This is a genomic window from Janibacter sp. FSL W8-0316 (assembly GCF_038004165.1).
Classification (GTDB): Bacteria; Actinomycetota; Actinomycetes; order Actinomycetales; family Dermatophilaceae; genus Janibacter; species Janibacter indicus.
Genome location: NZ_JBBOQX010000001.1, coordinates 2,516,850 through 2,538,752 on the forward strand (window position 1 = coordinate 2,516,850; position 21,903 = coordinate 2,538,752).

The window sequence follows — 21,903 nt, forward strand, 5'->3', positions numbered from 1 at the left end:
ACCGGCATCAGCGGCGGTGCCCCTTTGATGCCGGTTCAGGTGGAGCGGGGTGTCTGTCCTTTGTCGGATGTTCGGGCCAGGCGTAGGCCGGCGTTGATGAGGCCGATGTGGGTGAAAGCCTGGGGGGTGTTGCCCAGTTGGGTGCCGGTGGCGGGGTCGATCTCCTCGGCGAACGAGCCCAGGTCCCCGGCCAGGGCAACCAGGGTTTCGAAGAGTTCGTTGGCTTCGCGGGTGTTTCCGGCCAGGGCGAGGGCTTCGATGAGCCAGAAACTGGCGATGGTGAGGGACCCTTCGGTGCCGGCCAGCCCGTCGCCGAGACTGTTGGGCCCGTCGAGGCGGTAGCGGTAGAGCAGCCCGGGGTGGACGGTGGGGTGGGGGGTGAGCTGGGCGCGGACGGCTTCGATGGTCTTGGTCATGATCGGGTGGTCGCCGTCGATGAAGCCGATGATGGGCAGCATCAGCAGGCTCGCGTCCATGGAGGGGTCATCGTAGGCGCGGGTGAAGTGCCCGTCGGTGACTCCGGAGTCGAAGATCTCCTGGCGGCACTGGTCTGCTGCTGTGCGCCAGCGGGGAAGGTCGCCGTCCAGTCCGTAGGCTTCCACCAGCTGGCAGCCGCGGTTCAGGGCCGTCCAGGCCAGGGCCTTGGAGTGGACGAAGTGGCGTGGGTGGTTGCGGACCTCCCAGATCCCGCTGTCGGGCTCGTGCCAGTGATCGGCGGCGAAATCCACGAGCTGGCGGAAGTGCGGCCATTCGGTGCGCATCACGTCATCGCCGAAAACCTCGCAGATGCTCAGGCAGTCCAGCAGCTCACCGTAGCTGTCCAGCTGCAACTGGGTCTCGGCGGCGTTGCCTACCCGCACCGGGGTGCTGCCGCGGTAGCCGGTCACCTCCGCCAGGGAGGACTCGGGGATCTCGGTGGTCCCGTCCACCCGTTAGAGCACGCGCAGCGGCAGACCCGCCCCGGCGGTGGCAGTGCACAACCAGCGGGCGTAGGCGTTGGCCTCGGGGTAGCACTGGAGCTGGTAGAGGGCGTTGAGGGTGAAACTGGCATCGCGCAACCAGGTGTAGCGGTAGTCCCAGTTGCGTTCCCCGCCGATCTGCTCGGGCAAGGACGTGGTGGCCGCGGCCGTCACGGCCCCGCTGGGGGCGTAGATCAGTTGCTTGAGGGTGATCGCGCTGCGGATCACCGCGTCCCGGGCCGGGCCCTCGTAGGCCAGGTGCTGGGACCATTGCCGCCACGCTTCGTCGGTGGCCTCCAGCGCGGCGGCCACTTCTTCCGGTTCCGCTGTGCAGGGGCCCTCCCCGGCCCCGATCATCAGGCGCCCGGACCACCGGTCCCCGGCATGGAGCACTGCCTGACCGCCGGCGCTGTCCGCGTCTCGGTCGTCCAGTTCCAGGCCGGAGACGGCGAACTGCACCGGTTCAGCGTCGGAGGCGAGGGTGGCCCGTCCGTCACTGACGGTCAGGTCGACGGGTGTGGTCCCGAACCCGGGCCGGGGTTTCAGAACCGCTTCGACATCCACCGACCCGTTGACGCCCTCGAGCACCCACAGGATCTCCTGGCCGTGCTGCGGGGGCGGCCAGGTCATGGCCATTCTCATCCGCGCCAAGACCGTGGAGGCCCCGCCCCACTCCAGGACCATCACCGCGCTGCCGGGCTGGTACCACCGCCGGGTCACCGGCAGCGTGGCACCGGAAGGTTCGACCGCGCCGAACCGCAACCGGCCCCCGCGCCGGCGGTCCAGCACCGGGAACACCAGTGCGGGGGCGTCGAAGCGCAGCGGGCAGAAGAACTCCACGGCCGCGTCCGGGCCGACCAGGGCGGCCGAGAGCCCGTCACCGAGCGGGGCCAAGGCCCCGATGTCCGGAAAGCCACCTCGCATACCGGCGGCATCCACATCCTGTCCGGTCGGCTCCGGGATGGGCGGGTCTTCAGGTGCTTCCGGGACGTTCACGGCGATCCTTACCTGGACGGGGCGGGACGGAGGGTGGACTCGGGGTCGGTGGCGTTAGACTTCCAGCTTCTCCAGAGCGGTCTGGTAGGCCTCGTGGTAGGTGGGGAACTGGGCGACCTGGTCCAACAAGGTTTCCAGCGGCAGCTGGGCACGGATCGCCAGGGAGGCCTGGTGGATCCACTCCCCGGCCATGGGCCCGATCGCCCACGCCCCGATCAGCACCTTCCGCTCCTTGTCGGCCAGCAGCCCCAGGTGCCCGCGCGGGTCCTGCTCGTAGGTCCAGGGCCGAGCAATGGCATTGGCCAGGTCCAGCTCGGTGGCGGCGGTGCGGATCCCGCGCTGCTCCGCCTGCGAGGTGGTCAGCCCGGCGGCGGCGATCTCCGGGTCGGAGAACACCACCCGCGGGATTCCCTCATAGGTCGCGGCGTGGGCCCGGCCCAGGATCGCATCAGCGGCAATCCGCCCCTGGTACTTCGCCACATGGGTGAACGGCATGACACCGGTGACGTCGCCGATTGCCCACAGGTTCTGCCCGGCCCGTGCGTGCTCGTCGATGAGGACCTCGCCGTGCTCACCCAGTCGCGCCCCGGCATCCTCGAAGCCCAAGCCGTCGGTGCGGGGTTTGCGGCCGGTGCCGAAGATCACCACGTCGCCGGCAACCTCGTTGCCGTCCTCGAGGGTGATGACGCTGTCCTCACCGTTACGGTGAGCCTTGGCCGCCGAGGCGTTCAGACGGATGTCGACCCCGGCTTCAGCCAGGTAGTCGTGGGCGAGTTCCCCCACCCGGGGGTCCTCCCGGCCCAGCAGGCGGTCCCCGCGGTGGACCAGGGTGACCTGCACGCCGAAGCGGGCCAAGAACGTGGCCGTCTCCACGCCGACGGCGCTGCCGCCGACGATGACGACGCGTTCGGGCAGGTCGTGGGTGGTGTAGGTCTCCCGGTTGGTCCAGGCGGTGATCTCTTCGATCCCCTCGATCGGGGGGATCACGGCCTCGGAGCCGGTGGCGATGATGATGTGCTCGGCGGTGATCTCCCGCTCCCCGGCTTGGATCCGCCCGGGTCCGGTGAGGCGGGCCTCGTCCTTGATGACGGTGGCGCTCTGCTTCTTCAGACCCTCGACCTGGGCGGAGTCGTCGAGGTCGCGGATCATGTAGTCCCGGTACTTGCTGGTGGCTTCCCAGTCCACCTCGGCCCCGGAGACCCCGGCAGCCTTGTGGACCTCGGTGCGGGCCTCGGCCGGGCGCAGCACCGTCTTGGAGGGGATGCACGCCCAGTAGGCGCACTCCCCACCGATCAGCTCCCGTTCGAAGACGGCGACCTTTTTCCCGGCCTTGATCAGGCGGCTGGCCGCGACCTCACCACCGGGCCCCATGCCCAGCACAGCCACGTCGAAATGTTCGCTCATGATGTTTCTCCTTCAGATTCGGTGGATCCTTCGGTTCTACTCGTCGAGCTCGTCGTGTCGTCCCAGCCCGTGCCGGGGCAGAATGTGAGGTGTCAGCAGCAGCCGCCTGACCCGTTGCCGGGGGTCCCGGTGGAGCCCTGGGTGAGCATCTGCTCGGCCATGGTGGTAGCTAGCTGGTAGGCCTGGGCCACGGGGATCACAGTGGCCCCGGGGTGGTCCCGCAGCCAGGGGGCAGCGGTCTCGGCGGAGGCGAAGAAGTGGACCTGGTGGCAGAATGCCGAGCGGATGGAGCTGAGGTCGTCCGGGTTGACCAGGGAGACCACGGCGGTGGCCGACTCCACGCCGGTGGGCCCGGAGGCGCCGACGCGCAGCCGCACCGGCGCCCCGGTGGCGTGGTCAGCCGACTCGACCCGGGCCGGGGCCCCCAACAGGGTGGGGAAGATCAGGGTGTCCATCGCGCACCAGGTGTAGAGCTGTTTCCCGTCGACCTCGAAGCGGTGCGGGGTCGCCCGCTGGGTCAGGCCCCAGCCGATGATCCGCCCCTCACCGTCGTACTCGACATCAGGCACGGTCTCCATGGCGGCGCGGACCTCCTCGACCGGTCGTCCCACCGCGCCCGCCAGATCCTGGACGTCCACCGGGTCGCCCTGGGCCAGCAGTCGCAGCGCCGGCACCCACAGCCACGGCTGCATCCCGGTTTCGGCGGAGGCCAGCCGCTCGGTGACCTCGTGGGGGTGGTGCTCGGTCATGGTCATTCCTTTCCGTGGTCCGGGTCGCTGCTGGGGGCCCGGCTCTCAGGCGGCGCAGCAGGACAGTTTGGAGACATCGGTGCGGAAGGACTGGGCGGCGATCTTCAGGCCCTCGGCCATCGTCAGGTACGGGCACCACAGGGTCGCCAGCTGGTCCACTGTCATGCCCGCGGACAGGACGTAGACCCCGGCCGCGGCCAGGTCCCCGGCCTCCTTGGCCACGGCGGTGATCCCGACGATCCGCCCGGTGTCGGCGTCGGCAACGATCTTCACGAACCCGCGGGTGTCACGGTTCACCAGCGCCCTCGGCACGTACTCCAGGGGCAGCACCCGACACTCACACCGGATCCCGGCGGCTGTGGCCTGCTTGTCGGTCATCCCCACCGCGCCCACGGCCGGGGAGGTGAATGTGACCCGGGGCAGGTGGGTGTAGTCAATCCGCTGCCCGGCGTCGTTGAAGGCGTTCTCCACCGCGGTGACCCCGTGGGCCGAGGCCACATAGACGAACTCCGGGTGCCCGGTGACGTCCCCGGCCGCCCAGATCCGGGGGTGGGAGGTCGCGAGCGTGTCCTCCACGGTGATCTCCCCAAGGTCCCCGGTGGCGACCCCGACCGTCTCCAGGCCCAGCCCTTCGGTGACCGCCCGGCGGCCGGTGGTCACCAGTAGCCGTGCCGCGGTGTACTCCTGGCGGCCGGCGCCCGTGGTGGCGGCCACCATGACGCCGCCGGTGGCCGGGTCGGTGGCCACGGACTCGACCGCGGCCCGGCGCACCACCTGGATGCCCTCATCGGCGAAGACACCCATGAGCGTCTTCGAGACCTCCGGTTCCTCCTTGGACAGCAACCGGGAGCGGACCAGCACGGTGACCCTCGAGCCCAGCCGGGCGAAGAGTTGGGCCTGTTCCAAGGCCACGTAGCCGCCGCCGAGCACGATCAACGACTCCGGGACCTCCTGCAGCTCCATCGCCGTCGTGGAGGTGAGGTAGTCGACCTCCTCCAGACCATCCACTGGCGGGGCCCACGGGGTCGAACCCGTGGCCACCAGGTAGTGCCGGGCCCGCACGGTTTCCACGGCCCCGTCTGTGTTCGTGATCTCCAGCACCGGGTCCTGGGCGTCACCGGTGAAAGTGGCGTCACCTTGGCGCAGGTCCCACCCGTAGTCCTCAATCAGGTCCGCGTACTTCTCCGAGCGCATCCCCTCCACCAGCTCGTCCTTGCCCGCGATCAAGCCGGGCATATCCACCGGGCCGGTCGAGGCGCTGATCCCGGGGAACCGACCGGGAGCGTCCAGGGCCACATGGCGGGCGTCGGCGGCGGCCAGTAGTGCTTTCGAGGGCACGCACCCGGTGTTCACACAGGTGCCCCCGATCGTGCCCCGCTCGACCATCACCACCCGCTGGCCCAGGCTGGTCGCCCGGATCGCGGCGGCGAACGCCCCACCACCGGAACCGATGATGGCCAGATCGAACTCGGGTGTTGCAGTTCCGGACACAAGGACCTCCACGAATCGTCGAGGAAGAACGTCCGGCAGACACCTTCCTCATTGGTGTACTGGACCCACTGTGCACCTTCCCCAATGGAGGAAGGTCAAGAGCTCACTTCGATAACAGCCCACAAATAATCCTTCTCACTCCATCGGAGCGCATATCGAGTGTCTTACTAATGGACAGGTTGATGAGACACGATCTGACGTCGCTGCCGAGGACCGAGCTCTCGCGGTTCTGCGGCTGCAGGAGTGTCTCGGAAAAGTGTCTCGACGAGAAACGTCTCAGACGACATCACCGGAAGGGTTTCTGAGGCAGGATGGGTGGGTGAGACTTCTGGGGTACACGAGAATCAGCACGGCCAGTCAGGACGCGCAGTTGCAGTTGGACGCGCTGACCAAGGCCGGGGTCGAGGCTCGGGACGTTTTCTCGGATGTCACCTCGGGCAGCAAGAACGCAGTGCAACGGCCAGGGATGCGCCGACTCCTGGAGTACGCCACCGCTGGAGACACGGTCGTGGTCTGGCGAGTGGACCGGCTGGGACGCTCACTGATCGACGTGCTGAACACGGTGACCCTGCTGCGCGAGTCCGGCATCGGCATCCGCTCCATCCAAGACGGCATCGACCCAGCCACCACCAGTGGACGGCTGATGCTGAACATGCTCGCCACTCTGGCTGAATACGAGCGGGAGCTGATCACAGAACGGGTCAATGCCGGCATCGCCGCAGCCAAAGCCCCCGGCACCCAGTTCGGGCGACCCCGCGTCGAGCCAGCCGTGATCGCCGAGAAGCTCGCGATCGTCAACGATGCCCGCGCCAAAGGACGCACCGCCACAGACGCTGCCCGACTCGTGGGGTGGTCCCGCGCCACGTTCTACCGCCACAACGCCACCGCCCAGTCACAGGACTCCTGACCGCGCCAGATACCCGCCAGGGCTGAATATCAACGAGCCATCGGCCTTTGACAGCCAGTAGCGCCGACCACCTTGGCTGGACGCGACATCACGCCACACGGCCTCATCGGCGGAGTGCGCCCAACCAGAATCTTCGTATCTTAGATAGAAATCGCGTTGCTCCAATTTAGAGCGCTTCTCGACAATCGCCGTCGACCGCTGTCATTGTCCGAAGTCGACTGCACCGGCGACCTGCGTTTTCTGGGCTGTCTGCACGCGGGTGTGAGTTTGCGGCGTGTCCGTACCCCTGTGCACGAGCGGTGCGCGGTGGTTCCATAGTCGTGTGCACGACGATGCAGTCGACGAGGGCAGGGTTGCCGAGCGCGGTCTGCTGACCGTCTCCGATGAGGTGTGGGCGCTGGCGGTTCGCCGAGCCGAGGTGATCGGCCCATTGGCGGTGGCCGGGACGGCCGGTGGAGCGGTCGCCGCAGAGGTGGCGGCCGAGCGGCTGGGTATCTCGCGGCGGCAGGTGTATGTCCTGCTGCGTCGGTGGCGCGAGGGGCAGGGCGTGGTCTCGGACCTGATCCCGGGTCGTTCCAGCGGTGGGCGGGGAGGGCAGCGACTGCCGAGCGCGGTCGAGGTGGTCATCCGGGAGGTACTGCGCAAGCACTACCTGACCCGGCAGCGGAAGAAGATCACCGCGATCCACCGAGAGGTCATCCGGGTCTGCCGTACGCGGGGACTGCCGGCCCCGTCACGTGGCGTGATCGTGCGCCGCATCGCCGCCCTGGATCCGCTCGCCGCGATGAAGGCGCGCGAGGGAGCAGATGCGGCCCGGTCGCTGGAGTCGGCCGGTGGACGGGTGCCGCCCGTCACCCGCGTGCTGGAGCAGGTCCAGATCGATCACACCGTGGTGGACCTCATCGTGGTCGACGAGCGGCACCGCCTGCCGATCGGGCGGCCGTACGTGACGGTCGCGATCGACGTCTTCTCTCGATCCATCGTGGGTCTGGTGGTCACGCTGGAGGCCCCCTCGGCGCTGTCGGTTGGGCTGTGCTTGGCGAACATGGTCACCGACAAGCGGGCCTGGGTCGAGCGGCTGGGGATCGAGGTGGACTGGCCGATGGCCGGCAAGCCGGGCGAGCTGTTTCTGGACAACGCCGCGGAGTTCAAGAGCGAGGCTCTGCGTCGGGGCTGCCAGGAGCACGGGATCACGCTGGACTACCGGCCAGTGGGGCGCCCGCACTATGGCGGGGTTATCGAGCGGGTCATCGGCACGCTGATGGAGATGGTCCACGAGCTGCCCGGCACGACGTTCTCCAACCCGGCCCAGCGCGGCAGCTACGACTCCGACGCCAAGGCTGCCCTGACGGTCGCGGAGCTGGAGAAGTGGCTGGCGCTGGCGGTGGCGAGCTATCACGGGCGAGTGCATGGCACGACGGGGCAGACCCCACAGGCCCGCTGGGTGGCCGGCAATGCCGAGACGCCCGCGGTGACGGTGGCCAACGAGAGCGCGTTCCTGGTCGACTTTCTGCCGGTGTTCCGCCGGAGGCTGACGCGCACCGGGTTCGTCATCGACCACGTGCACTACTTCAGCGACGCGCTCAAGCCGTGGATCGCCCGCCGCGACCGGCTGGACCGGTTCGTGATTCGCCGTGACCCGCGCGACATCAGCCGCATCTGGGTCCTTGACCCCGAGGGCGAGACCTATCTGTCGGTGCCCTACCGGACGCTGTCGCGTCCAGCGATGAGCGTGTGGGAGCACCGCGCTGCACTTGAGCGACTCCGCCACGAGGGCCGGGCGCAGGTCGACGAGCAGGCGCTGTTTCGGATGGTCGAGCAGATGCGCGCCATCACCGTCACCGCGCGGTCGAGCACGCGCAAGGCCCGCCGCGACGCCGAACGCCGCGACAAGGCCGGTGCCGCGACGCGCTCACGGGCCGCACCTGCTGCGTCAGTCCCGCCCGAAGATCTCCCGGCCACCGCGCTGGAGCCGGGCAGTGCTTCCCCCGTGGGCTCTGCGGCGCCGTTCGAGGTGATTGAGCAATGGTGAGCGAAGCCCAGGGCTGGGCCAGCGAAGACGTCGCGAATGGCGGACTGGAGCATCTACACGCCAGCGCACGGTCGATCGCGCGGCTGCCGGCACAGGAGCGTGTGCGGCACGTGCGCGCCGACCGGTGGATCGGCTACTCCCGCGCCACGGAGGCGCTGGAGTGGCTGGAGACCCTCTACACCTGGCCGGGCAAGCAGCGGATGCCGAACCTGTTGCTGATCGGCCCGACGAACAACGGCAAGTCGATGATCATCGAGAAATTCCGCCGCCTTCACCCGCCCACCTCCCACCCCGAACGGGAGCAGGTGCCGGTGCTGGCCGTGCAGATGCCCACCGAACCCTCGGTCAGCCGGTTCTACGTCGCCCTGCTGGCTGCCCTCGGTGCACCGCTACGCCCCCGGCAACGGGTGGCCGAAATGGAACAAGCCGCCTTGGGCCTCCTGCGGGCGGTCGGGGTGCGGGTCCTGGTCATCGACGAGTTGCACAACGTCCTGGCCGGACAGGCCCACACCCGGCGGGAGTTCCTCAACCTGCTGCGCTTCCTGGGCAACGAGCTGCGCATCCCGCTGGTCGGGGCCGGCACCCAGAAGGCCTACCTGGCGATCCGCTCCGATGACCAGCTGGAGAACCGCTTCGAACCACTCACCCTGCCCCGGTGGGAGGCGGGCGAGGAGGCCTGCTCGTTGCTGGCCAGCTTCGCCGCGTCCTTCCCGCTGCACCGGCCCTCACCGATCACGACCGAGGACATGGCCCGCTACCTGCTCACCCGCAGCGAGGGCACCATCGGCGAACTCACCCACCTGCTCACCGATGCCGCGGTGGCCGCCATCGAGTCCGGCGAGGAGGCGATCAACCAGCGCACCCTGCGCATCGCGCCCTACGTCGGTCCCACCGAACGACGCCGGACGTTCGAGCGCGAACTGACATGACGCGCCGCTGGCCGCTGCACCCGCCACCACGCGAGGGAGAGGTCCTCTCCTCCTGGGTGACCCGGCTGGCCAAGCCATACGGCATGACGGTCGAAGAGCTGCTCCGCCACGACGTGGCCCCACCCGGCACCGACACGACCAGCCTGACCCGCGCTGACCTGGACCTGGACCCACCCGCCGGGGCGCTGCTCATCTTGGCCGACCGCACCGGCGTCCCACTCGGCGACATCCGCCGGATGACGATCGCCGGGCAGGTGCCTTGGCTGCTGGACACCCTCGGCCCGGAGCCAGAGCCCGGGGTGGGGTTCGAGACCTACGTCCATCAGGACTCGCTGCTGTGGGCGACCGGACTACCAGACCGACGGCCAGTGCCCGGCTGGCGGGCCTGGCTACCCACAGCAGGTCCGATGCGCCGAGCCTGCCCGCTGTGTGTGACGACCGCGCCGTTCTTCACTCTCGCCTCCCAGCTTCCGCTGACGCTCAGCTGCCCCGAGCACGGCTGCCACCTGGCGCCGACCCTCGGCGCCGCCGGCTCCTTCCTCGGGTGGGAAGAGGCGAACACCCACACCACGCCCGCCTCAGCGGCCGTTCGCGCCATGGACGTGCGTACCCACCAGGGCCTCTCCACCGGCGCCGTCACCCTGCCTCGCCGCCCAGTGCATGTCGGCGTCTGGTTTCGGCTGCTGCGCGCGCTTATCGACGAGCTGTCCACCCCCGTCTCGAAGCTGGATGCCCACTCCCGGCGCACCCTCGAACACATCTGGCACTCGACCGGCCACCCCGTCCGCGCGGGGATCGTCGGTGCCTGGCGGCCCTACGAAGACCTGGCCTGGCCGCACCAGCAGAAGTTCCTCAAGGCCGCAGCCACCGCCGTGCACCTGATCGAAACCGGCGAGATCGCCGCACACGGCACCCTCGCTCCGCTCCTGACCCCCGAACCGTCTGTTCCCGCTGACACACGAGCGGCCCCCGGACCGGATGACCACTGGCAGAAGGCCAAGGATGCGCTGCACGAGGCGATCGCCCTCGCCCGCGACGACCCGGCAGCCGCCCGGAAGCTCCTGACCGTCCTCACCGCCTGGACCGATAGCGAGGCCGCCTTCGTGCGGGCCCGCGCTGACCTGATTGCCCTCGGCATCCCCCACGACAACCTCCCACTGACGCCTTCTGAGGCGAGGTGCGCGCGAGACTCAGCTCGACCCAACGTCGACTGTCCCGTATTGGCTCCCGCGGACCCTTCGCGTGACTTAGACTGGGTGACGGATTAAGTGACAAGTGCCCCCGGGCGAGCAGACGGGGATATCGGTGTCACGTAATCGGTCGTATAAGTGATAGATGGGAGGCACCTCGTGCTGGTCGGCTACATGCGCGTCTCGAAGGCCGACGGATCGCAGACCACGAACCTGCAGCGGGATGCGCTCCTAGCTGAGGGCGTCGACCCGGAGGCTCTGTACGAGGACAGGGCCTCGGGCAAGAAGGAGGACCGTCCCGAGCTTGCGGCGTGCCTGAAGTCCCTACGTCACGGGGACACCCTGGTGGTGTGGAAGTTGGACCGGCTCGGCCGCGACCTGCGTCACCTGGTCAACATCGTCCACGACCTCACCCAACGCGGCATCGGCCTGAAGGTCCTCACCGGGCAAGGCGCGGCCCTCGACACCACCACCGCATCCGGCAAGCTCGTCTTCGGCATCTTCGCCGCCCTGGCCGAGTTTGAACGCGAACTCATCTCCGAACGCACGATCGCCGGCCTAGCCGCCGCCCGGGCCCGCGGCCGCAAAGGCGGACGCCCCTACAAGATGACCCCCGCCAAGCTCCGCCTCGCCATGGCCTCCATGGGAAAGCCCGGTACCAACGTCGGTGACCTCTGCAAGGAACTCGGCATCACCCGCCAGACCCTCTACCGCCACGTCTCACCCACCGGCGAACTCCGCGAGGACGGACGCAAGCTCCTGGCCAAGGACCGCAGCAAGGTAGCCAGGTAACCTCTGTTGTCCGGAACCTACGAACGTCAATGAGCGGGGTACGTTCCCGCGACTCTCGCACGCCCGCGGGGGGACTTCCACCGCTCAGCTACTTCGTGTCGGGTCGGTTAGGATTGTGGGCGAGCCGGGAGAAGGCAGCTAGGGTTCCGCCCCAGCCGGCTGGGGGTCTGTGACCGAGCGCTGCAGCTTCCGCCGAACAGGCGGGAGGGCACCTATTGGCACAAAATGCCCGAGGGGGATGGCTCAGCGCCAGCATGCGCGCTGACTGTCCCTTGACCTCGGAGGTTGTTGTGCTCGTTGACCAGTTCGATGTTTTTCTGCTTGATCTTGACGGCGTGGTTTACGTCGGAGACACCTTGCTTTCCGGCGTGACCGAAGCCTTGGCCAGCCTGCGGAGTCGGGGCCGGGTGGTCCGGTTCGTGACCAACGATCCCCGCCCGTCCCGCAAAGACGTCGTCCACCGTCTGGGCCGCCTGGGCGTGAGGGCCGCCGTCGAGGAGATCGTATCTTCCGGGTGGGCTACGGCGTGCTGGCTGCGCCAGCAGGGCATTACCCGCGCCTATGTGGTGGGCAGTGATGGCCTCCGCGGCGAACTCGCGGCCCAAGGCGTGGAATCCGTGGAGGGGTCTGGGGCCGAGGCGGTGGTGGTCGGTTGCGACGAGACGGTGACCTACCGGGACCTCGCCCAGGCCACCGCCCTCCTGCGTACCGGCGTGCCGTTCGTGGCCACGAACGTGGACGCCACGTTCCCCACAGCGAGCGGCCCGTGGCCGGCCACCGGCGCGGTCGTCGCAGCGATCCAGACCGCCAGTGGGCGCCGACCGGTCGTGGTGGGCAAGCCGGGACCGGAGATGTTCCGCCTGGCCCAGCGCGGGCTCCCTGCTACGACGAGAGTGGTGGTCGTGGGGGACACCCCGGCTACGGACGTCGTCGGGGCGCACTGCGCGGGCCTGCCGGCGATCCTCGTCGCTCCCGCGACGCCGAGCAGCGGCCGTCGGCAGTGTGATCCCACCGTTGCGGAGGCCACGGTCACGGGCCTGGCCGGGCTGTTTGATCCGGCCCTTGACATCGGCCCGATGCGCCCGTCGCCGTACCCGTGGCCGGACGAGGTGCGGGCGGGTGTGGCCGCGGTGGTCTTCGACGAGGCCGGGCGCGTGCTACTGGGGCGCAGGCTGGACAACGGGCTGTGGGGACTGCCTTCGGGACACGTCGAGGTGGGCGAGACTGCCGCCCAGGCGGCGGTGCGGGAGGTCGCCGAAGAGACCGGCTTGCAGGTGCAAGTGCAGCGGCTGGTGGGGGTGTACTCGGACCCCGCCTCGCAGGTTTTCGCCTATCCCGACGGGAGAGTGACCCAGTTCGTCACCACCACCTTCGCCTGCCTCCCGCGCGGCGGTCAGATGCACCCTGATGGTGTGGAGACCTCACAGGCGGGTTTCTTCTCCCCGGATGAGCTTCCGGCACCGTTGCTCCCCATGCACCCGCGGTGGCTCACCGACGCCCTCTCAGGCGACACAGGACTCATCGACTGATAGGACGCATCCCCTTCGGGGCGCATGGTGTCAAAAGCGCTGGCGCTTCTCGTGCGGAGCACCGGCCTGAGCGCGCCGTTTACCTTGATCAACCCCGGGTCCGGTCTCCCACCGTCCGAGCAACACCACCGGACGGTAGGAGTCTCCAGGGCGGCGACCAGCTCTCGAAAGATCATGATGAGCGCGCGCCCAAGGGCGCACCGACCAATGACCTCAGATGGGCCAGGTCTCCTGCCGGTGGGCGGCGTCCCAGAACATCCACTCGTACTGGGTGGCGCGGTGGAACGCGGTGTGCATGCGCGCCAGTGTGCCGGGGCTGGCCTGGTCGGCGAGGTGGTCCACGATGTCCCGGGCGGTGTCGGTGGCGGCGGTGAAGTCTGGATCGCCGTAGGTGGCGATCCAGTCCCCGTACGGGTGCGTGCTCAGGTCACCGACGGCGGCCTTCAAACGGGTGCCGACGTCGTCGTAGACCCAGAAGCACGGCAGGATGCCGGCCGCGAGGACCGGGTAGTTTCCCGCTGTCGCGAGGCTCAGCAGGTAGGAGGTGTAGGCAACCGTGGTCGGTGAGGGCTCGGCGGCGGTGAGGTCGGTGACGTGGGTGGCGTGCAGCTGCCGCTCGACCTCGACCACCTCCCGCGCGGCCTGCGCCCAGAATGCCATTTCCTCCGACGCCTGGGCCTGAGCGGCGGCCGCGGCCAGGACCCGGCCGTAGTCGGCCAGGTAGAGCGCGTCCTGGGCGAGGTAGTGCCGGAACGTCTCTTCCGCCAGGGTCGCGTCGCTCAGCTGGTGCAACAAGGGCAGCGCGTCGATCGCCTCGCGGACCCTGGCCGTGCGATGCCACGCCACGGTGCTGAACACGCCAGTGTCGTCGTGGTCGCGAATCGTCTCGGGCATGGAGGTGTGTGGGCTGGTCATCGGTCGCTGTCCTTCCAGTCGTTCTCGTCTTTCCAGATGTCGTGGCAGTGGTGCACGGGGCCGGGTCCGTGGCCGATGTGGAGCGCGTCGGCGGCCCGCAGGGTGCCGGTGAGCCAAGTCTTGGCCTGGCGGGTGGCCTCTAGCAGGGACCCGGTGCGCGGGGCGAGTGCGGCGATCGCGGAGGACAGGGCGCACCCGGTGCCGTGGGTGTTGACCGTGGCTACCCGCGGGCCGGTCAGCAGCTGCTCGCCCGCGTCGTCGAGCCACAGGTCGGTGGCGTGTGCGTCGCCGCCGAGGTGGCCCCCCTTGACCAGCACCCGCGCGGCGCCCAGCTCCCGGAGCGCGATGGCCTGGGCGCGCATGGTGTCGAGGTCTTCGGCGGGGTCGGCGTCGAGCAGCACGGCGGCCTCGGGGACGTTCGGCGTGATGAGGGAGACGTACGGCAGGAGTTGGCGCATCGGCTCGACGGCGTCCTCGGCCAGCAGCCGGGAACCGGCGGTGGACACCATGACGGGGTCGAGGACCACAACCGGCACCGCGTCGGAGCGCTTGTCGAGGAAGGCGAGGACGGTCTCGATGGTGGCCGCGGAGGCGAGCATCCCGATCTTGGCGGCGTCAACCGCCACGTCGTCTACGAGGGTGTCCAGCTGGGCGCGGACGAAGTCCGCGGGGACGACGTGGACACCGGTGACTCCCTGGGTGGACTGGGCGGTCAGTGAGGTGAGCACCGCGGTGCCGTAGGCACCCAGTGCGGAGAAGGTCTTGAGGTCGCCTTGAATACCGGCCCCGCCGGAGGGATCGGAGCCGGCGATCGTCAGCGCGATCGGTGGGCGGGGGTTCACGGTTGCCCGTCCCACGCGGCCCGCAGGCTCGCGGCCGCCACGGCTGGTTCCTCCGCGGCGCACACCGTCGAGACGACCGCCACGCCGGCGGCGCCGCTGTGGCGCAGCATGCCGGTGCGTTTCGTGGTGATGCCGCCGATGGCGACGACCGGCCACGGGCTCGCGGCGGCCACCGCAGCCACCCCGCCCGGGCCGATCGGAGTGCCGTGGTCAGGCTTGGTCGCCGTCGGCCACACCGGTCCAACGCCGAGGTAGTCCAAGACGCCGTCACCGAGCCCGCGTGCTGTGCGAACCTGCTCGATCGTGCTGACCGACAGCCCGACCATGGCGTCCGGCCCGAGCAACTGCCGGGCCTGAGCAGGCGGCATGTCGCGCTGACCGACGTGGACGCCGTCGGCGCCGATGTCCTGAACGAGGTGGACCCGGTCATCGATAATCAGCGGCACCCCGGTCCCCGCCAGCACCTCGCGGACCGCCACGCCGAGGGCGACGAAGTGGGCGTCGGTGGCGCCCGGGTCACGCAACTGCACCACGGTGACTCCGCCCGCGACCGCAGCCTGCACGGTCGCGGGCACCCCCCGTGGGCCGCACAAACCGGTGTCGGTGACCAGGTAGAGGCTGAGGTTCACCGGTCGGCGGGTCACCGGAGCACCACCTTCTCGGTCAGCTCCTGCGGGTTGAGGGTGGCGAGAGAGTCCAGCAGCGCAACGGCGAAGCTCCCCGGCCCGGCGGCACGCTCGGCCGCGACCTCGGCGGCCACGGTGTACGTCGCGGTCGCGGCCGTGGCGGCCAGGAGCGGGTCGTCGGTGGTGGCGGCGAAGGCAGCCATGAGCGCGCCCAGCGCGCACCCACCGCCAGTGACCTGGGTCAACCATCGATGGCCGTTGGCCACCCGCACCAGCCGGGTGCCGTCGGTGAGGTGGTCGACCTCCCCGGAGACCGCGACGATGGTGCCGTGCTCCCGGGCCAGCGCCCGGCCGGCGTCGAGGGCATCCTCGGCGGCGTCGACGCTCTCCGGACCCCGCCCACCGCTGCCCCCACCGGCGAAAGCGAGAATCTCTGAGGGGTTGCCACGGACGAGTGCCGGGGAGGCGTGGGCGAGCAGGTCGACGACAACCCGGCTGCGCCAGGCGAGCCCACCCACCCCGACCGGGTCGAGCACCCACGGGGTGCCGGCCGCCGCGGCGGCACTGACCGCGCCGTGCATCGCAGCCACCGTCGCCTCTTGGGGCGTGCCGAGGTTGACCAGGACCCCGTCGGCGACGGCGGCGAACGGCCCGGCTTCCTCCGGGTTGTCCACCATCGATGGACTGGCGCCGACCGCGAGCAGGACGTTCGCTGTCCACTGAGCGACGACGACGTTGGTTAGGCACTGCACCAGCGGGGCATGCCCGCGCATCGCAGCCAAGGCCTCGCCCACAGCGGCAGCATCGAGTGGGACAGTAGGGACGGAAGAAGGTGCCGACATCGGCGACGTTCCCTTCGCTAGTACGAACTAGATCAGGTTCAACGGGTGTGATCTCAGCCGTACCAGCACGGCACCCCGCGTCATTCACCAGCTTAACATCCGCACCGTTCCCAGCACCGTGCCCTCGCTTCAGCGATCGCAAAAGGGTCGCGCCTCGGACCGTCCGGGCGTGCTGTCACCAGTGCCCGGCTGCGCTACGGCGTTCCTTGGCCGCCGCAGCCCTCACCATGGCGCCTCACCAGACAACGGCTGCGCAACCTTAAAATGTGCAGTCGACTTCGGACACTCGTGCAGTGGACTTCGAAAACTGACATTCACCGCACGGATCAACGCGAGGGTGTCGCATTCGACCCGCCCGCGTTAGGATCGCAGTAACACCCGTCAAACGCGACGATAGGAGGGGCGATGCTCATTGGCTACGCCCGCGTCTCAACTGAGCGGCAGGACCTCGCTGCTCAGTTGAAGGGTCTGGCCGACCTGGGCGTCGACGCCGATCGGATCTACACCGACAAGCGCACCGGGAGGTCGATGAAGAACCGGCCCGGACTGACCCAGGCGATCGCCGCCCTTCGTCTGGGGGACGTGCTCGTGGTGACCAAGCTCGACCGCCTCGCACGGTCGGTGCCCGACGCGCGCGACCTCGTCGGTCAGGTCTACGAGAAGGGAGCTGCCCTCCAGCTGGGATCGTCGCTGCACGACGCGGAGGACCCGGTCGGGAAGTTCCTGTTCAACGCGCTGGCGATGGTCGCTGAGTTTGAGGCCGACCTGAACCGGCAGCGCACGCTCGAGGGCCTGGCGATCGCGCGCGAGCAGGGCCGGCTCAACGGGAAGCCGCCGAAGCTCAACGAGCGGCGCACGAAGAAGCTGCTCCAGGACTACGAAGCCGGCACCGCGACCGTGGGCCAGCTCGCCGAGGACTACAACGTCTCTCGGGCAACCGTGTACCGCACGCTCAAGCGCGCCAAGGCGGGTGTCCGCGCTGCGCACGGCGCTGGGACTCGTCCGCCAGGCGAAGACGCGAGAGGCGTCTCGCTCAATTGATCCCAGCGCGTAGATTGACCTGCGACATGAACACTTCACCCGTTTCTCGACGCCACGTGTGCTTCGGCGCGGCAGCGTCGGTCGTCGGACTGCTCTCTGGATGCTCAAGCGATCCGAACTCTGCCGCGGAGCAGGCCAAGAGACAACCAGACCGCGGCTATATCTCGGGCGATGGCAGTCTGCACCTCCTTGCCCCTGGGGAACGAGACGATGCAGTCACCCTGAGCGGAACGACGCTCAAGGACAGGCCCTGGGGCATTCATGAGCACCTCGGTTCCGTGGTTGTGGTGAACCTGTGGGTGTCCTGGTGCGGACCCTGTCACGAAGAGGCCCCAGACTTGGTCGCCGCCTATCGTGAGTTCCGCAAGGAGGGGTCCGACGTCGAGTTCATTGGCATCGACTACCGGGAATCATCCCTCGACACCGGTCGAGCCCAAGCGCGGTCATGGGGCCTGCCGTACGACTCCATCTACGACGCGAAGGGCGAGACCGCCTTGCAGATGCAGGGCAAACTCGCGGCGCAACCCTCCACCGCCGTGTTGGACCGAGAGGGTCGGATCGCAGCAGTCGTACTGGGCGCGATCGACAAGAACACCTTGGTCGGGCTGGTCCGAGACGCCTTAAGAGAGGGCTAGATCATCTGACTCAGACGATCTGGTACTTCACCTTGTACACCGTCTCGCCAGGGTCGCAGGCGTAGGTTGACCAGACGTTACTTCCCCATACCCAGTTTCCCTCGTGCCAGGACGTCCACGAGTTGCACTGGACCTGCACCCGCATCTTGGTTCCGCCGTTCAGCACGGCGCACTTGGCATAGCCCTTGTTGTATGTGCTTGAAGGCCATTCCGCAGCCACACCTTGCGCTGTCACAGGACAGCGGCAGGATCAGAAGTAGGGAAGTAGGCCTCGCCAGCGTATGCGGGCCACGATCAAGATTGGAGATCGAGATGAACGACGACAGTTCCCCCAGTGGCGCCAGCACTCCTCGTGGGCGAGGTGCGTGGAATGACAAGTATCTCAGTGTCCTTATCTCACTCGTTGACGCCGCCACTGAACCCGTGGCGAAAGGGGAGAACGCGGTGACTCTCCTAACCCCAGGTGGATTGGTCACCGGAACCCCTGTCCCTCAGTGGCAATACGCCCACAACCTCGCGCCCGTCCCCGCAGACGGAGGACCCCCGTTCGAGCCATACGGGAGGGACTCCAAAAACTATGCCCAGCGGGCGCGGAAGTTCCAAGACGACCGCGAAGCAGGTGTCGAGCCCTCCGAAGAGGAGAGGGCCTTCCTCGACGAGGAATCGCCGTCCGAGTACTTCATAACCTTGGGCTGGGCACGGTTCCTCTTCCACCCCTCCAACCTCACGTCTGAGTCGTGGATTCGCGTCCGCCGCGACGACATCATCGCGTGGCACCCGGGAACTCTGGAGGTGTCGCAGTGAGCACCCTTCCGCGTGGCTAGCATTCACCCATGGGTTACTACGAGCTTTTGCCGACTCCCGATGATCTTTCCGAGGAATTGGCGAAGGCAGGACTGACCGCCGCGCAACGCAAGGAAGCGCTCGACGCAGTCGCGTACTTCCTGGGTGAGCACAGCGACTACTACAAGAGCGAGTTTCAGCGGGTCGGGGAAAAAGAGGACCGCGGATCTCACGACACGCTGAGCAAGCTCTCCCGGGAAATTCGCGAAGCAGCAGACGCCGTCTCTGACAGCGCCTCCGCCGGCTAGCTCAGCCCCAGGCGACGTCGACCTCATGGGTGGGGAGGTTGCCTGGCGGGCCGCTCGCCGATCACGGGCTTGACGCCTAGGTGTCAACAAAACGCATAAACCGTTCACGTCAGCGAAAAATGCGAACATAACGCATAAACCAGTGATAGCATCGAGTCATGCGAAGCGAAGCCCCTCCCCTTCTGCCGATTCTGCGATCGCACACCCAAGGCAAGGTCCTGGCTGCGGTCCTGCTGCACCCTGACCGCGAGGTCACCCAGACCGAACTGGCCAAGGTCGCCGGCATCCCGCAGAGCACTGCGTCGGGTGAAGTTGCCCGCCTGGTCGAGGCCGGCGTCTTCACCTCCCGGCGCGTGGGCCGTGCGACGCTGCTGCGCGCCAACCCCCGAGGGCGACTGACGCCCACGCTCACCCAACTGGTCGCGATGACCTACGGACCCCTGGAGATCGTCGCGGACGAGTTCGCCGACCTCGGCGCGGATGCAGTCGTGCTGTACGGCTCGTGGGCCGCTCGCTGGCACGGAGACCCGGGTGGGGAGCCTGGCGACGTCGACGTGCTGGTCCTCGGCGACGTCGACCGGGCCTCGGTCTACGACGCCGCCGGCCGCGTCGAGGAGCGGGTCGGGTTCGAGGTCAACCCCGTGATCCGTCCCGTCTCCAGCTGGTCAGATGACGCGGCGGACCCGCTCGTCGACGACGTCCGGCACAAGCCCTACGTCGTGGCCCTGGGGCACGTCGCCGAGCCGGCGCAGGTGGCGTGATGGCGCCGCGGTGGTCGCGCGGGGAGAGCGACATCGAGGCGATGGTCTCCAGGGGCGACCTGGAAGGCATCAAGGGGTCTGCGACCGATGGCGGTCGGTTGCTCGACGAGGCGCGCACACGACTGCGCACGGGCGAGAACGCGGCCGACGACCCCTCAGGGGCCTTCACTCTGGTCTACGACGCCGCACGGCTGGCGTGCACGGCACTGCTCGCCCAGCAGGGCTTGCGACCGACTCGCTCTGGAGGTCACGTGGGTGTGCAGGAGGCCATGCGCGCACAGTTCGGCGACGGCTTCCGAGACTTCGGCTGGATGCGCCGGCGACGCAACGAGGTCGAGTACCCCTCAACCCCGGACGTCGCGGTCACCGACGCCGAGCTGCGCGACGCGATCGCCGCCACCCGCAAGATGATCGACCACGCGGACAAGCTGCTGCCCAACCTCGGCATGTTCTAGGGGCCCGCATCGGTGGCGCGGGCGATTGGGCCACGGCTACCGCCGAATGGGTCGACTGGTTCAACCACACCCAGCTCCACACCTGGTGCGACAACCGACCCCCAGCCGAATACGAGACCCTGCACTAAGCTCACCCGCACGACCTTGCCGAGAACCCCTCGGCGGCAGAACTCAGCCTCCACTGAACCCGGGGCGATCCAAATCGGCGGGGCGTCTTCGAGCCCTGGTCGGGGTGCGGAAGCGAATGGCGCATTGGTCATTCGTCGGCCGGGTACGTCACCGTGCCGTCGGGCCCGATGACCGCGCCGCGGCTCAGTTGCGCCGGATCGACGTGATCGACGCCGAGGATGTGGTGCACCTGATCGTCGTGGGCGAGGAGATGATCGGCGATGATCCGCCGATGGCACCGCCACCAGACCGCCTCCGAGCACATCACGGCCGCGCGCTGGGCGCTCCCCTGCTCCCGCAGCTCTGTCAAAGCCTGTTTGAACTCTTCGGACAATGCGTGGTCGGCGTAGTTGTGGAAGCTGCGGTTCTCCCACCAGCCGTTGATCGCAAACGGCACGTCCCGGCTCACCGGGCGGCGACCAGTCAGGCCATCGGCGCGTCGGTATCCGATGCCCGCCGCCTCGAGCGACGACGCGAGCGCGTCCTGGTCGAACTGCGGATACCGCGTCGACCCCGGGAGCTTCCGGACATCGACGATCAGCTCGACCCCGCTGTCACGCAGCAGTTCGAGGAACTCGTCGAGCGCTCGCGTCGAGTGACCGATCGTGAAGAAAGGCTCACTCATCGACCAGAGTCAGGACGCTGCCTTTGTGGGCGGCGATGTGGTCGGTCTTGTCGCTCTTGATCTCGTACTGCGGGTCGTCTTCCGACGCACGATGAGTGTGGCCCTTGTAGTCGAAATCCTTCGTGTGCACCTTGGTCACCGTGCCCGAGACGTGCCCCGCCTCCGAATTCCACGTGACGTGGTCACCGATGTTGAATCTTTCAGGCATCTTCGTTCCCTCCGTGGCCTGATGAAATTCGTCCGGTGCCACGCAGGGTAGCAACGGCGAGTCCGCTCCGTTCCCCACTGCGCGAAGCACAGCGACGACGCGTCGACTCCGTCACAATTCTACGCGCCCCGACGTGTCGAAGGCTTTGTCGATGCCTCCAGCGTGGATTATCTGGATCGCCAAGCCTCTGCCCTTGACGTTCTGGCGGGGCATGCGCATCTGGCCGCCTGAAGAGTGATGCTCGAGGATCATCGTCTTACGAACGTGTCGAAGCGGGACCTCGACCTCAGTCGGGTGGCGTCGAGGTGCGAGTGTGCTGAAGACACGGATGTCCAGCACGGACCGAGGCATTCGGTGCGACCCCAGTTGCGGACCTGACCTCAGCGGACTGGTTGCTGGGAACTCCTCTGATGCGGTCGCTGCAGCGTGAGCGGAGCAGACATCCCTGACGATGCCAGTCGGAGTCCGATCACGGCGAAGCTGATGCTTCACGGTTGGAATGCAGCAACAGGGCGGTCCCAGGCGAGACCAAGGGCCGCCCTGTCGCGATCCACCACCTACATCCGCGTATTCTCCCCATGAAAGTTCCCAGGGATGTCCCGACTAAAGTCCCCATCCCCCGGGCCTCTAGCTCAATTGGCAGAGCTGCGGACTTTTAATCCGTAGGTTGTGGGTTCGAGTCCCACGGGGCCCACCCACCTGCACCCAGGAGCGCA

General features: G+C 68.3%; 21 protein-coding genes, 1 tRNA gene, 1 pseudogene and 1 riboswitch. Of the genes and pseudogenes, 13 read left to right on the plus strand and 10 right to left on the minus strand.

The window, feature by feature from the left end; translation table 11 throughout:
- Positions 1-35: 35 nt before the first annotated feature.
- The 4 genes and pseudogenes from NYE39_RS12365 to merA form a co-directional block, all read right to left on the minus strand.
- Positions 36-1,883: pseudogene (locus NYE39_RS12365) on the minus strand (glycoside hydrolase family 15 protein).
- Positions 1,884-2,009: 126 nt separating this feature from the next.
- Positions 2,010-3,359 (minus strand): dihydrolipoyl dehydrogenase family protein, encoded by a 1,350-nt coding sequence (locus NYE39_RS12370; protein ID WP_072623513.1) that lies wholly within the window; start codon positions 3,357-3,359, stop codon positions 2,010-2,012.
- Positions 3,360-3,451: 92 nt separating this feature from the next.
- Positions 3,452-4,108 carry an organomercurial lyase MerB gene (gene merB, locus NYE39_RS12375; protein WP_072623514.1) on the minus strand — a complete coding sequence of 219 codons (657 nt, stop codon included), beginning with the start codon at positions 4,106-4,108 and terminating at the stop codon, positions 3,452-3,454.
- Positions 4,109-4,153: 45 nt separating this feature from the next.
- A complete protein-coding gene (merA, locus tag NYE39_RS12380) occupies positions 4,154-5,599 on the minus strand; it encodes a mercury(II) reductase (RefSeq protein ID WP_192911334.1) in 1,446 nt (481 codons plus the stop codon).
- 319 nt (positions 5,600-5,918) lie between these two features.
- On the opposite strand from merA, the gene NYE39_RS12385 reads away from it, so the two are divergent.
- From NYE39_RS12385 to NYE39_RS12410, 6 genes are all read left to right on the plus strand, one after another.
- Positions 5,919-6,506, plus strand: coding sequence for a recombinase family protein (locus tag NYE39_RS12385; RefSeq protein WP_341012866.1), 588 nt, complete (start codon positions 5,919-5,921; stop codon positions 6,504-6,506).
- Positions 6,507-6,828: 322 nt separating this feature from the next.
- A complete protein-coding gene (locus NYE39_RS12390) occupies positions 6,829-8,538 on the plus strand; it encodes a Mu transposase C-terminal domain-containing protein (protein WP_072623515.1) in 1,710 nt (569 codons plus the stop codon).
- Positions 8,535-9,467, plus strand: a complete 933-nt coding sequence (locus NYE39_RS12395; RefSeq protein ID WP_445667073.1) for a TniB family NTP-binding protein — start codon at positions 8,535-8,537, stop codon at positions 9,465-9,467. The genes NYE39_RS12390 and NYE39_RS12395 overlap by 4 nt, the downstream gene beginning before the upstream one ends.
- Positions 9,464-10,735, plus strand: a complete 1,272-nt coding sequence (locus tag NYE39_RS12400; RefSeq protein ID WP_341012868.1) for a TniQ family protein — start codon at positions 9,464-9,466, stop codon at positions 10,733-10,735. Before NYE39_RS12395 ends, NYE39_RS12400 begins: the two co-directional genes overlap by 4 nt.
- Before the next feature lie 81 nt (positions 10,736-10,816).
- The gene (locus NYE39_RS12405; protein WP_017824194.1) at positions 10,817-11,449 is read left to right on the plus strand and encodes a recombinase family protein; all 633 of its coding nucleotides are present in this window, start codon (positions 10,817-10,819) and stop codon (positions 11,447-11,449) included.
- A 290-nt stretch (positions 11,450-11,739) separates the two neighbouring features.
- Complete coding sequence (locus tag NYE39_RS12410; protein WP_341012869.1) at positions 11,740-12,978, plus strand: HAD-IIA family hydrolase; 1,239 nt, start codon at positions 11,740-11,742, stop codon at positions 12,976-12,978.
- A gap of 213 nt (positions 12,979-13,191) precedes the next feature.
- On the opposite strand, the gene NYE39_RS12415 is transcribed toward NYE39_RS12410, so the two are convergent.
- From NYE39_RS12415 to thiM, 4 genes are all read right to left on the minus strand, one after another.
- The gene (locus tag NYE39_RS12415) at positions 13,192-13,893 is read right to left on the minus strand and encodes a TenA family protein (RefSeq protein WP_017824196.1); all 702 of its coding nucleotides are present in this window, start codon (positions 13,891-13,893) and stop codon (positions 13,192-13,194) included.
- On the minus strand, positions 13,890-14,735 hold the full coding sequence (gene thiD / locus NYE39_RS12420; protein ID WP_006590957.1) for a bifunctional hydroxymethylpyrimidine kinase/phosphomethylpyrimidine kinase: 846 nt from the start codon (positions 14,733-14,735) through the stop codon (positions 13,890-13,892). Before thiD ends, NYE39_RS12415 begins: the two co-directional genes overlap by 4 nt.
- Positions 14,732-15,379 (minus strand): thiamine phosphate synthase, encoded by a 648-nt coding sequence (gene thiE, locus NYE39_RS12425; protein WP_006590956.1) that lies wholly within the window; start codon positions 15,377-15,379, stop codon positions 14,732-14,734. Before thiE ends, thiD begins: the two co-directional genes overlap by 4 nt.
- Positions 15,376-16,203 carry a hydroxyethylthiazole kinase gene (thiM, locus tag NYE39_RS12430; RefSeq protein ID WP_072626064.1) on the minus strand — a complete coding sequence of 276 codons (828 nt, stop codon included), beginning with the start codon at positions 16,201-16,203 and terminating at the stop codon, positions 15,376-15,378. Before thiM ends, thiE begins: the two co-directional genes overlap by 4 nt.
- Positions 16,195-16,291, minus strand: a riboswitch (TPP riboswitch). (Overlaps the previous gene by 9 nt.)
- Positions 16,292-16,608: 317 nt before the next feature.
- On the opposite strand from thiM, the gene NYE39_RS12435 reads away from it, so the two are divergent.
- From NYE39_RS12435 to NYE39_RS12460, 6 genes are all read left to right on the plus strand, one after another.
- Positions 16,609-17,244: a recombinase family protein gene (locus NYE39_RS12435; RefSeq protein WP_341012870.1), complete on the plus strand. Its 636-nt coding sequence runs from the start codon at positions 16,609-16,611 to the stop codon at positions 17,242-17,244.
- Positions 17,245-17,270: 26 nt separating this feature from the next.
- Positions 17,271-17,879, plus strand: coding sequence for a TlpA family protein disulfide reductase (locus NYE39_RS12440; RefSeq protein WP_341012871.1), 609 nt, complete (start codon positions 17,271-17,273; stop codon positions 17,877-17,879).
- Between the two features lie 312 nt (positions 17,880-18,191).
- Positions 18,192-18,683, plus strand: a complete 492-nt coding sequence (locus NYE39_RS12445; protein WP_341012872.1) for a hypothetical protein — start codon at positions 18,192-18,194, stop codon at positions 18,681-18,683.
- A 29-nt stretch (positions 18,684-18,712) separates the two neighbouring features.
- Entirely contained in the window at positions 18,713-18,970 is a 258-nt protein-coding gene (locus tag NYE39_RS12450) for a hypothetical protein (RefSeq protein WP_341012873.1), read from the plus strand.
- Between the two features lie 158 nt (positions 18,971-19,128).
- Positions 19,129-19,731 carry a winged helix-turn-helix domain-containing protein gene (locus NYE39_RS12455; protein WP_341012874.1) on the plus strand — a complete coding sequence of 201 codons (603 nt, stop codon included), beginning with the start codon at positions 19,129-19,131 and terminating at the stop codon, positions 19,729-19,731.
- Entirely contained in the window at positions 19,731-20,186 is a 456-nt protein-coding gene (locus NYE39_RS12460) for a hypothetical protein (RefSeq protein ID WP_341012875.1), read from the plus strand. Before NYE39_RS12455 ends, NYE39_RS12460 begins: the two co-directional genes overlap by 1 nt.
- Positions 20,187-20,442: 256 nt before the next feature.
- Here NYE39_RS12460 and NYE39_RS12465 read toward each other — a convergent pair whose 3' ends face one another.
- Complete coding sequence (locus NYE39_RS12465) at positions 20,443-20,979, minus strand: DUF488 domain-containing protein (RefSeq protein ID WP_027588059.1); 537 nt, start codon at positions 20,977-20,979, stop codon at positions 20,443-20,445.
- Complete coding sequence (locus NYE39_RS12470) at positions 20,972-21,187, minus strand: hypervirulence associated TUDOR domain-containing protein (RefSeq protein ID WP_072623522.1); 216 nt, start codon at positions 21,185-21,187, stop codon at positions 20,972-20,974. The genes NYE39_RS12465 and NYE39_RS12470 overlap by 8 nt, the downstream gene beginning before the upstream one ends.
- 621 nt (positions 21,188-21,808) lie before the next feature.
- Between NYE39_RS12470 and NYE39_RS12475 the strand changes: the two genes are divergently transcribed.
- Positions 21,809-21,881 (plus strand) — tRNA-Lys (locus tag NYE39_RS12475).
- Positions 21,882-21,903: the final 22 nt, after the last annotated feature.

Excerpts from the sequence above, each read along its gene's own strand:
- NYE39_RS12370 (WP_072623513.1), bottom strand. The coding sequence starts at position 3,359 with ATGAGCGAACATTTCGACGTGGCTGTGCTGGGCATGGGGCCCGGTGGT.
- merB (WP_072623514.1), bottom strand. The coding sequence starts at position 4,108 with ATGACCGAGCACCACCCCCACGAGGTCACCGAGCGGCTGGCCTCCGCC.
- NYE39_RS12400 (WP_341012868.1), top strand. The coding sequence starts at position 9,464 with ATGACGCGCCGCTGGCCGCTGCACCCGCCACCACGCGAGGGAGAGGTC.
- NYE39_RS12415 (WP_017824196.1), bottom strand. The coding sequence starts at position 13,893 with ATGACCAGCCCACACACCTCCATGCCCGAGACGATTCGCGACCACGAC.
- thiM (WP_072626064.1), bottom strand. The coding sequence starts at position 16,203 with ATGTCGGCACCTTCTTCCGTCCCTACTGTCCCACTCGATGCTGCCGCT.
- NYE39_RS12435 (WP_341012870.1), top strand. The coding sequence starts at position 16,609 with ATGCTCATTGGCTACGCCCGCGTCTCAACTGAGCGGCAGGACCTCGCT.
- NYE39_RS12440 (WP_341012871.1), top strand. The coding sequence starts at position 17,271 with ATGAACACTTCACCCGTTTCTCGACGCCACGTGTGCTTCGGCGCGGCA.
- NYE39_RS12445 (WP_341012872.1), top strand. The coding sequence starts at position 18,192 with ATGAACGACGACAGTTCCCCCAGTGGCGCCAGCACTCCTCGTGGGCGA.
- NYE39_RS12450 (WP_341012873.1), top strand. The coding sequence starts at position 18,713 with ATGGGTTACTACGAGCTTTTGCCGACTCCCGATGATCTTTCCGAGGAA.
- NYE39_RS12455 (WP_341012874.1), top strand. The coding sequence starts at position 19,129 with ATGCGAAGCGAAGCCCCTCCCCTTCTGCCGATTCTGCGATCGCACACC.
- NYE39_RS12460 (WP_341012875.1), top strand. The coding sequence starts at position 19,731 with ATGGCGCCGCGGTGGTCGCGCGGGGAGAGCGACATCGAGGCGATGGTC.
- NYE39_RS12465 (WP_027588059.1), bottom strand. The coding sequence starts at position 20,979 with ATGAGTGAGCCTTTCTTCACGATCGGTCACTCGACGCGAGCGCTCGAC.
- NYE39_RS12470 (WP_072623522.1), bottom strand. The coding sequence starts at position 21,187 with ATGCCTGAAAGATTCAACATCGGTGACCACGTCACGTGGAATTCGGAG.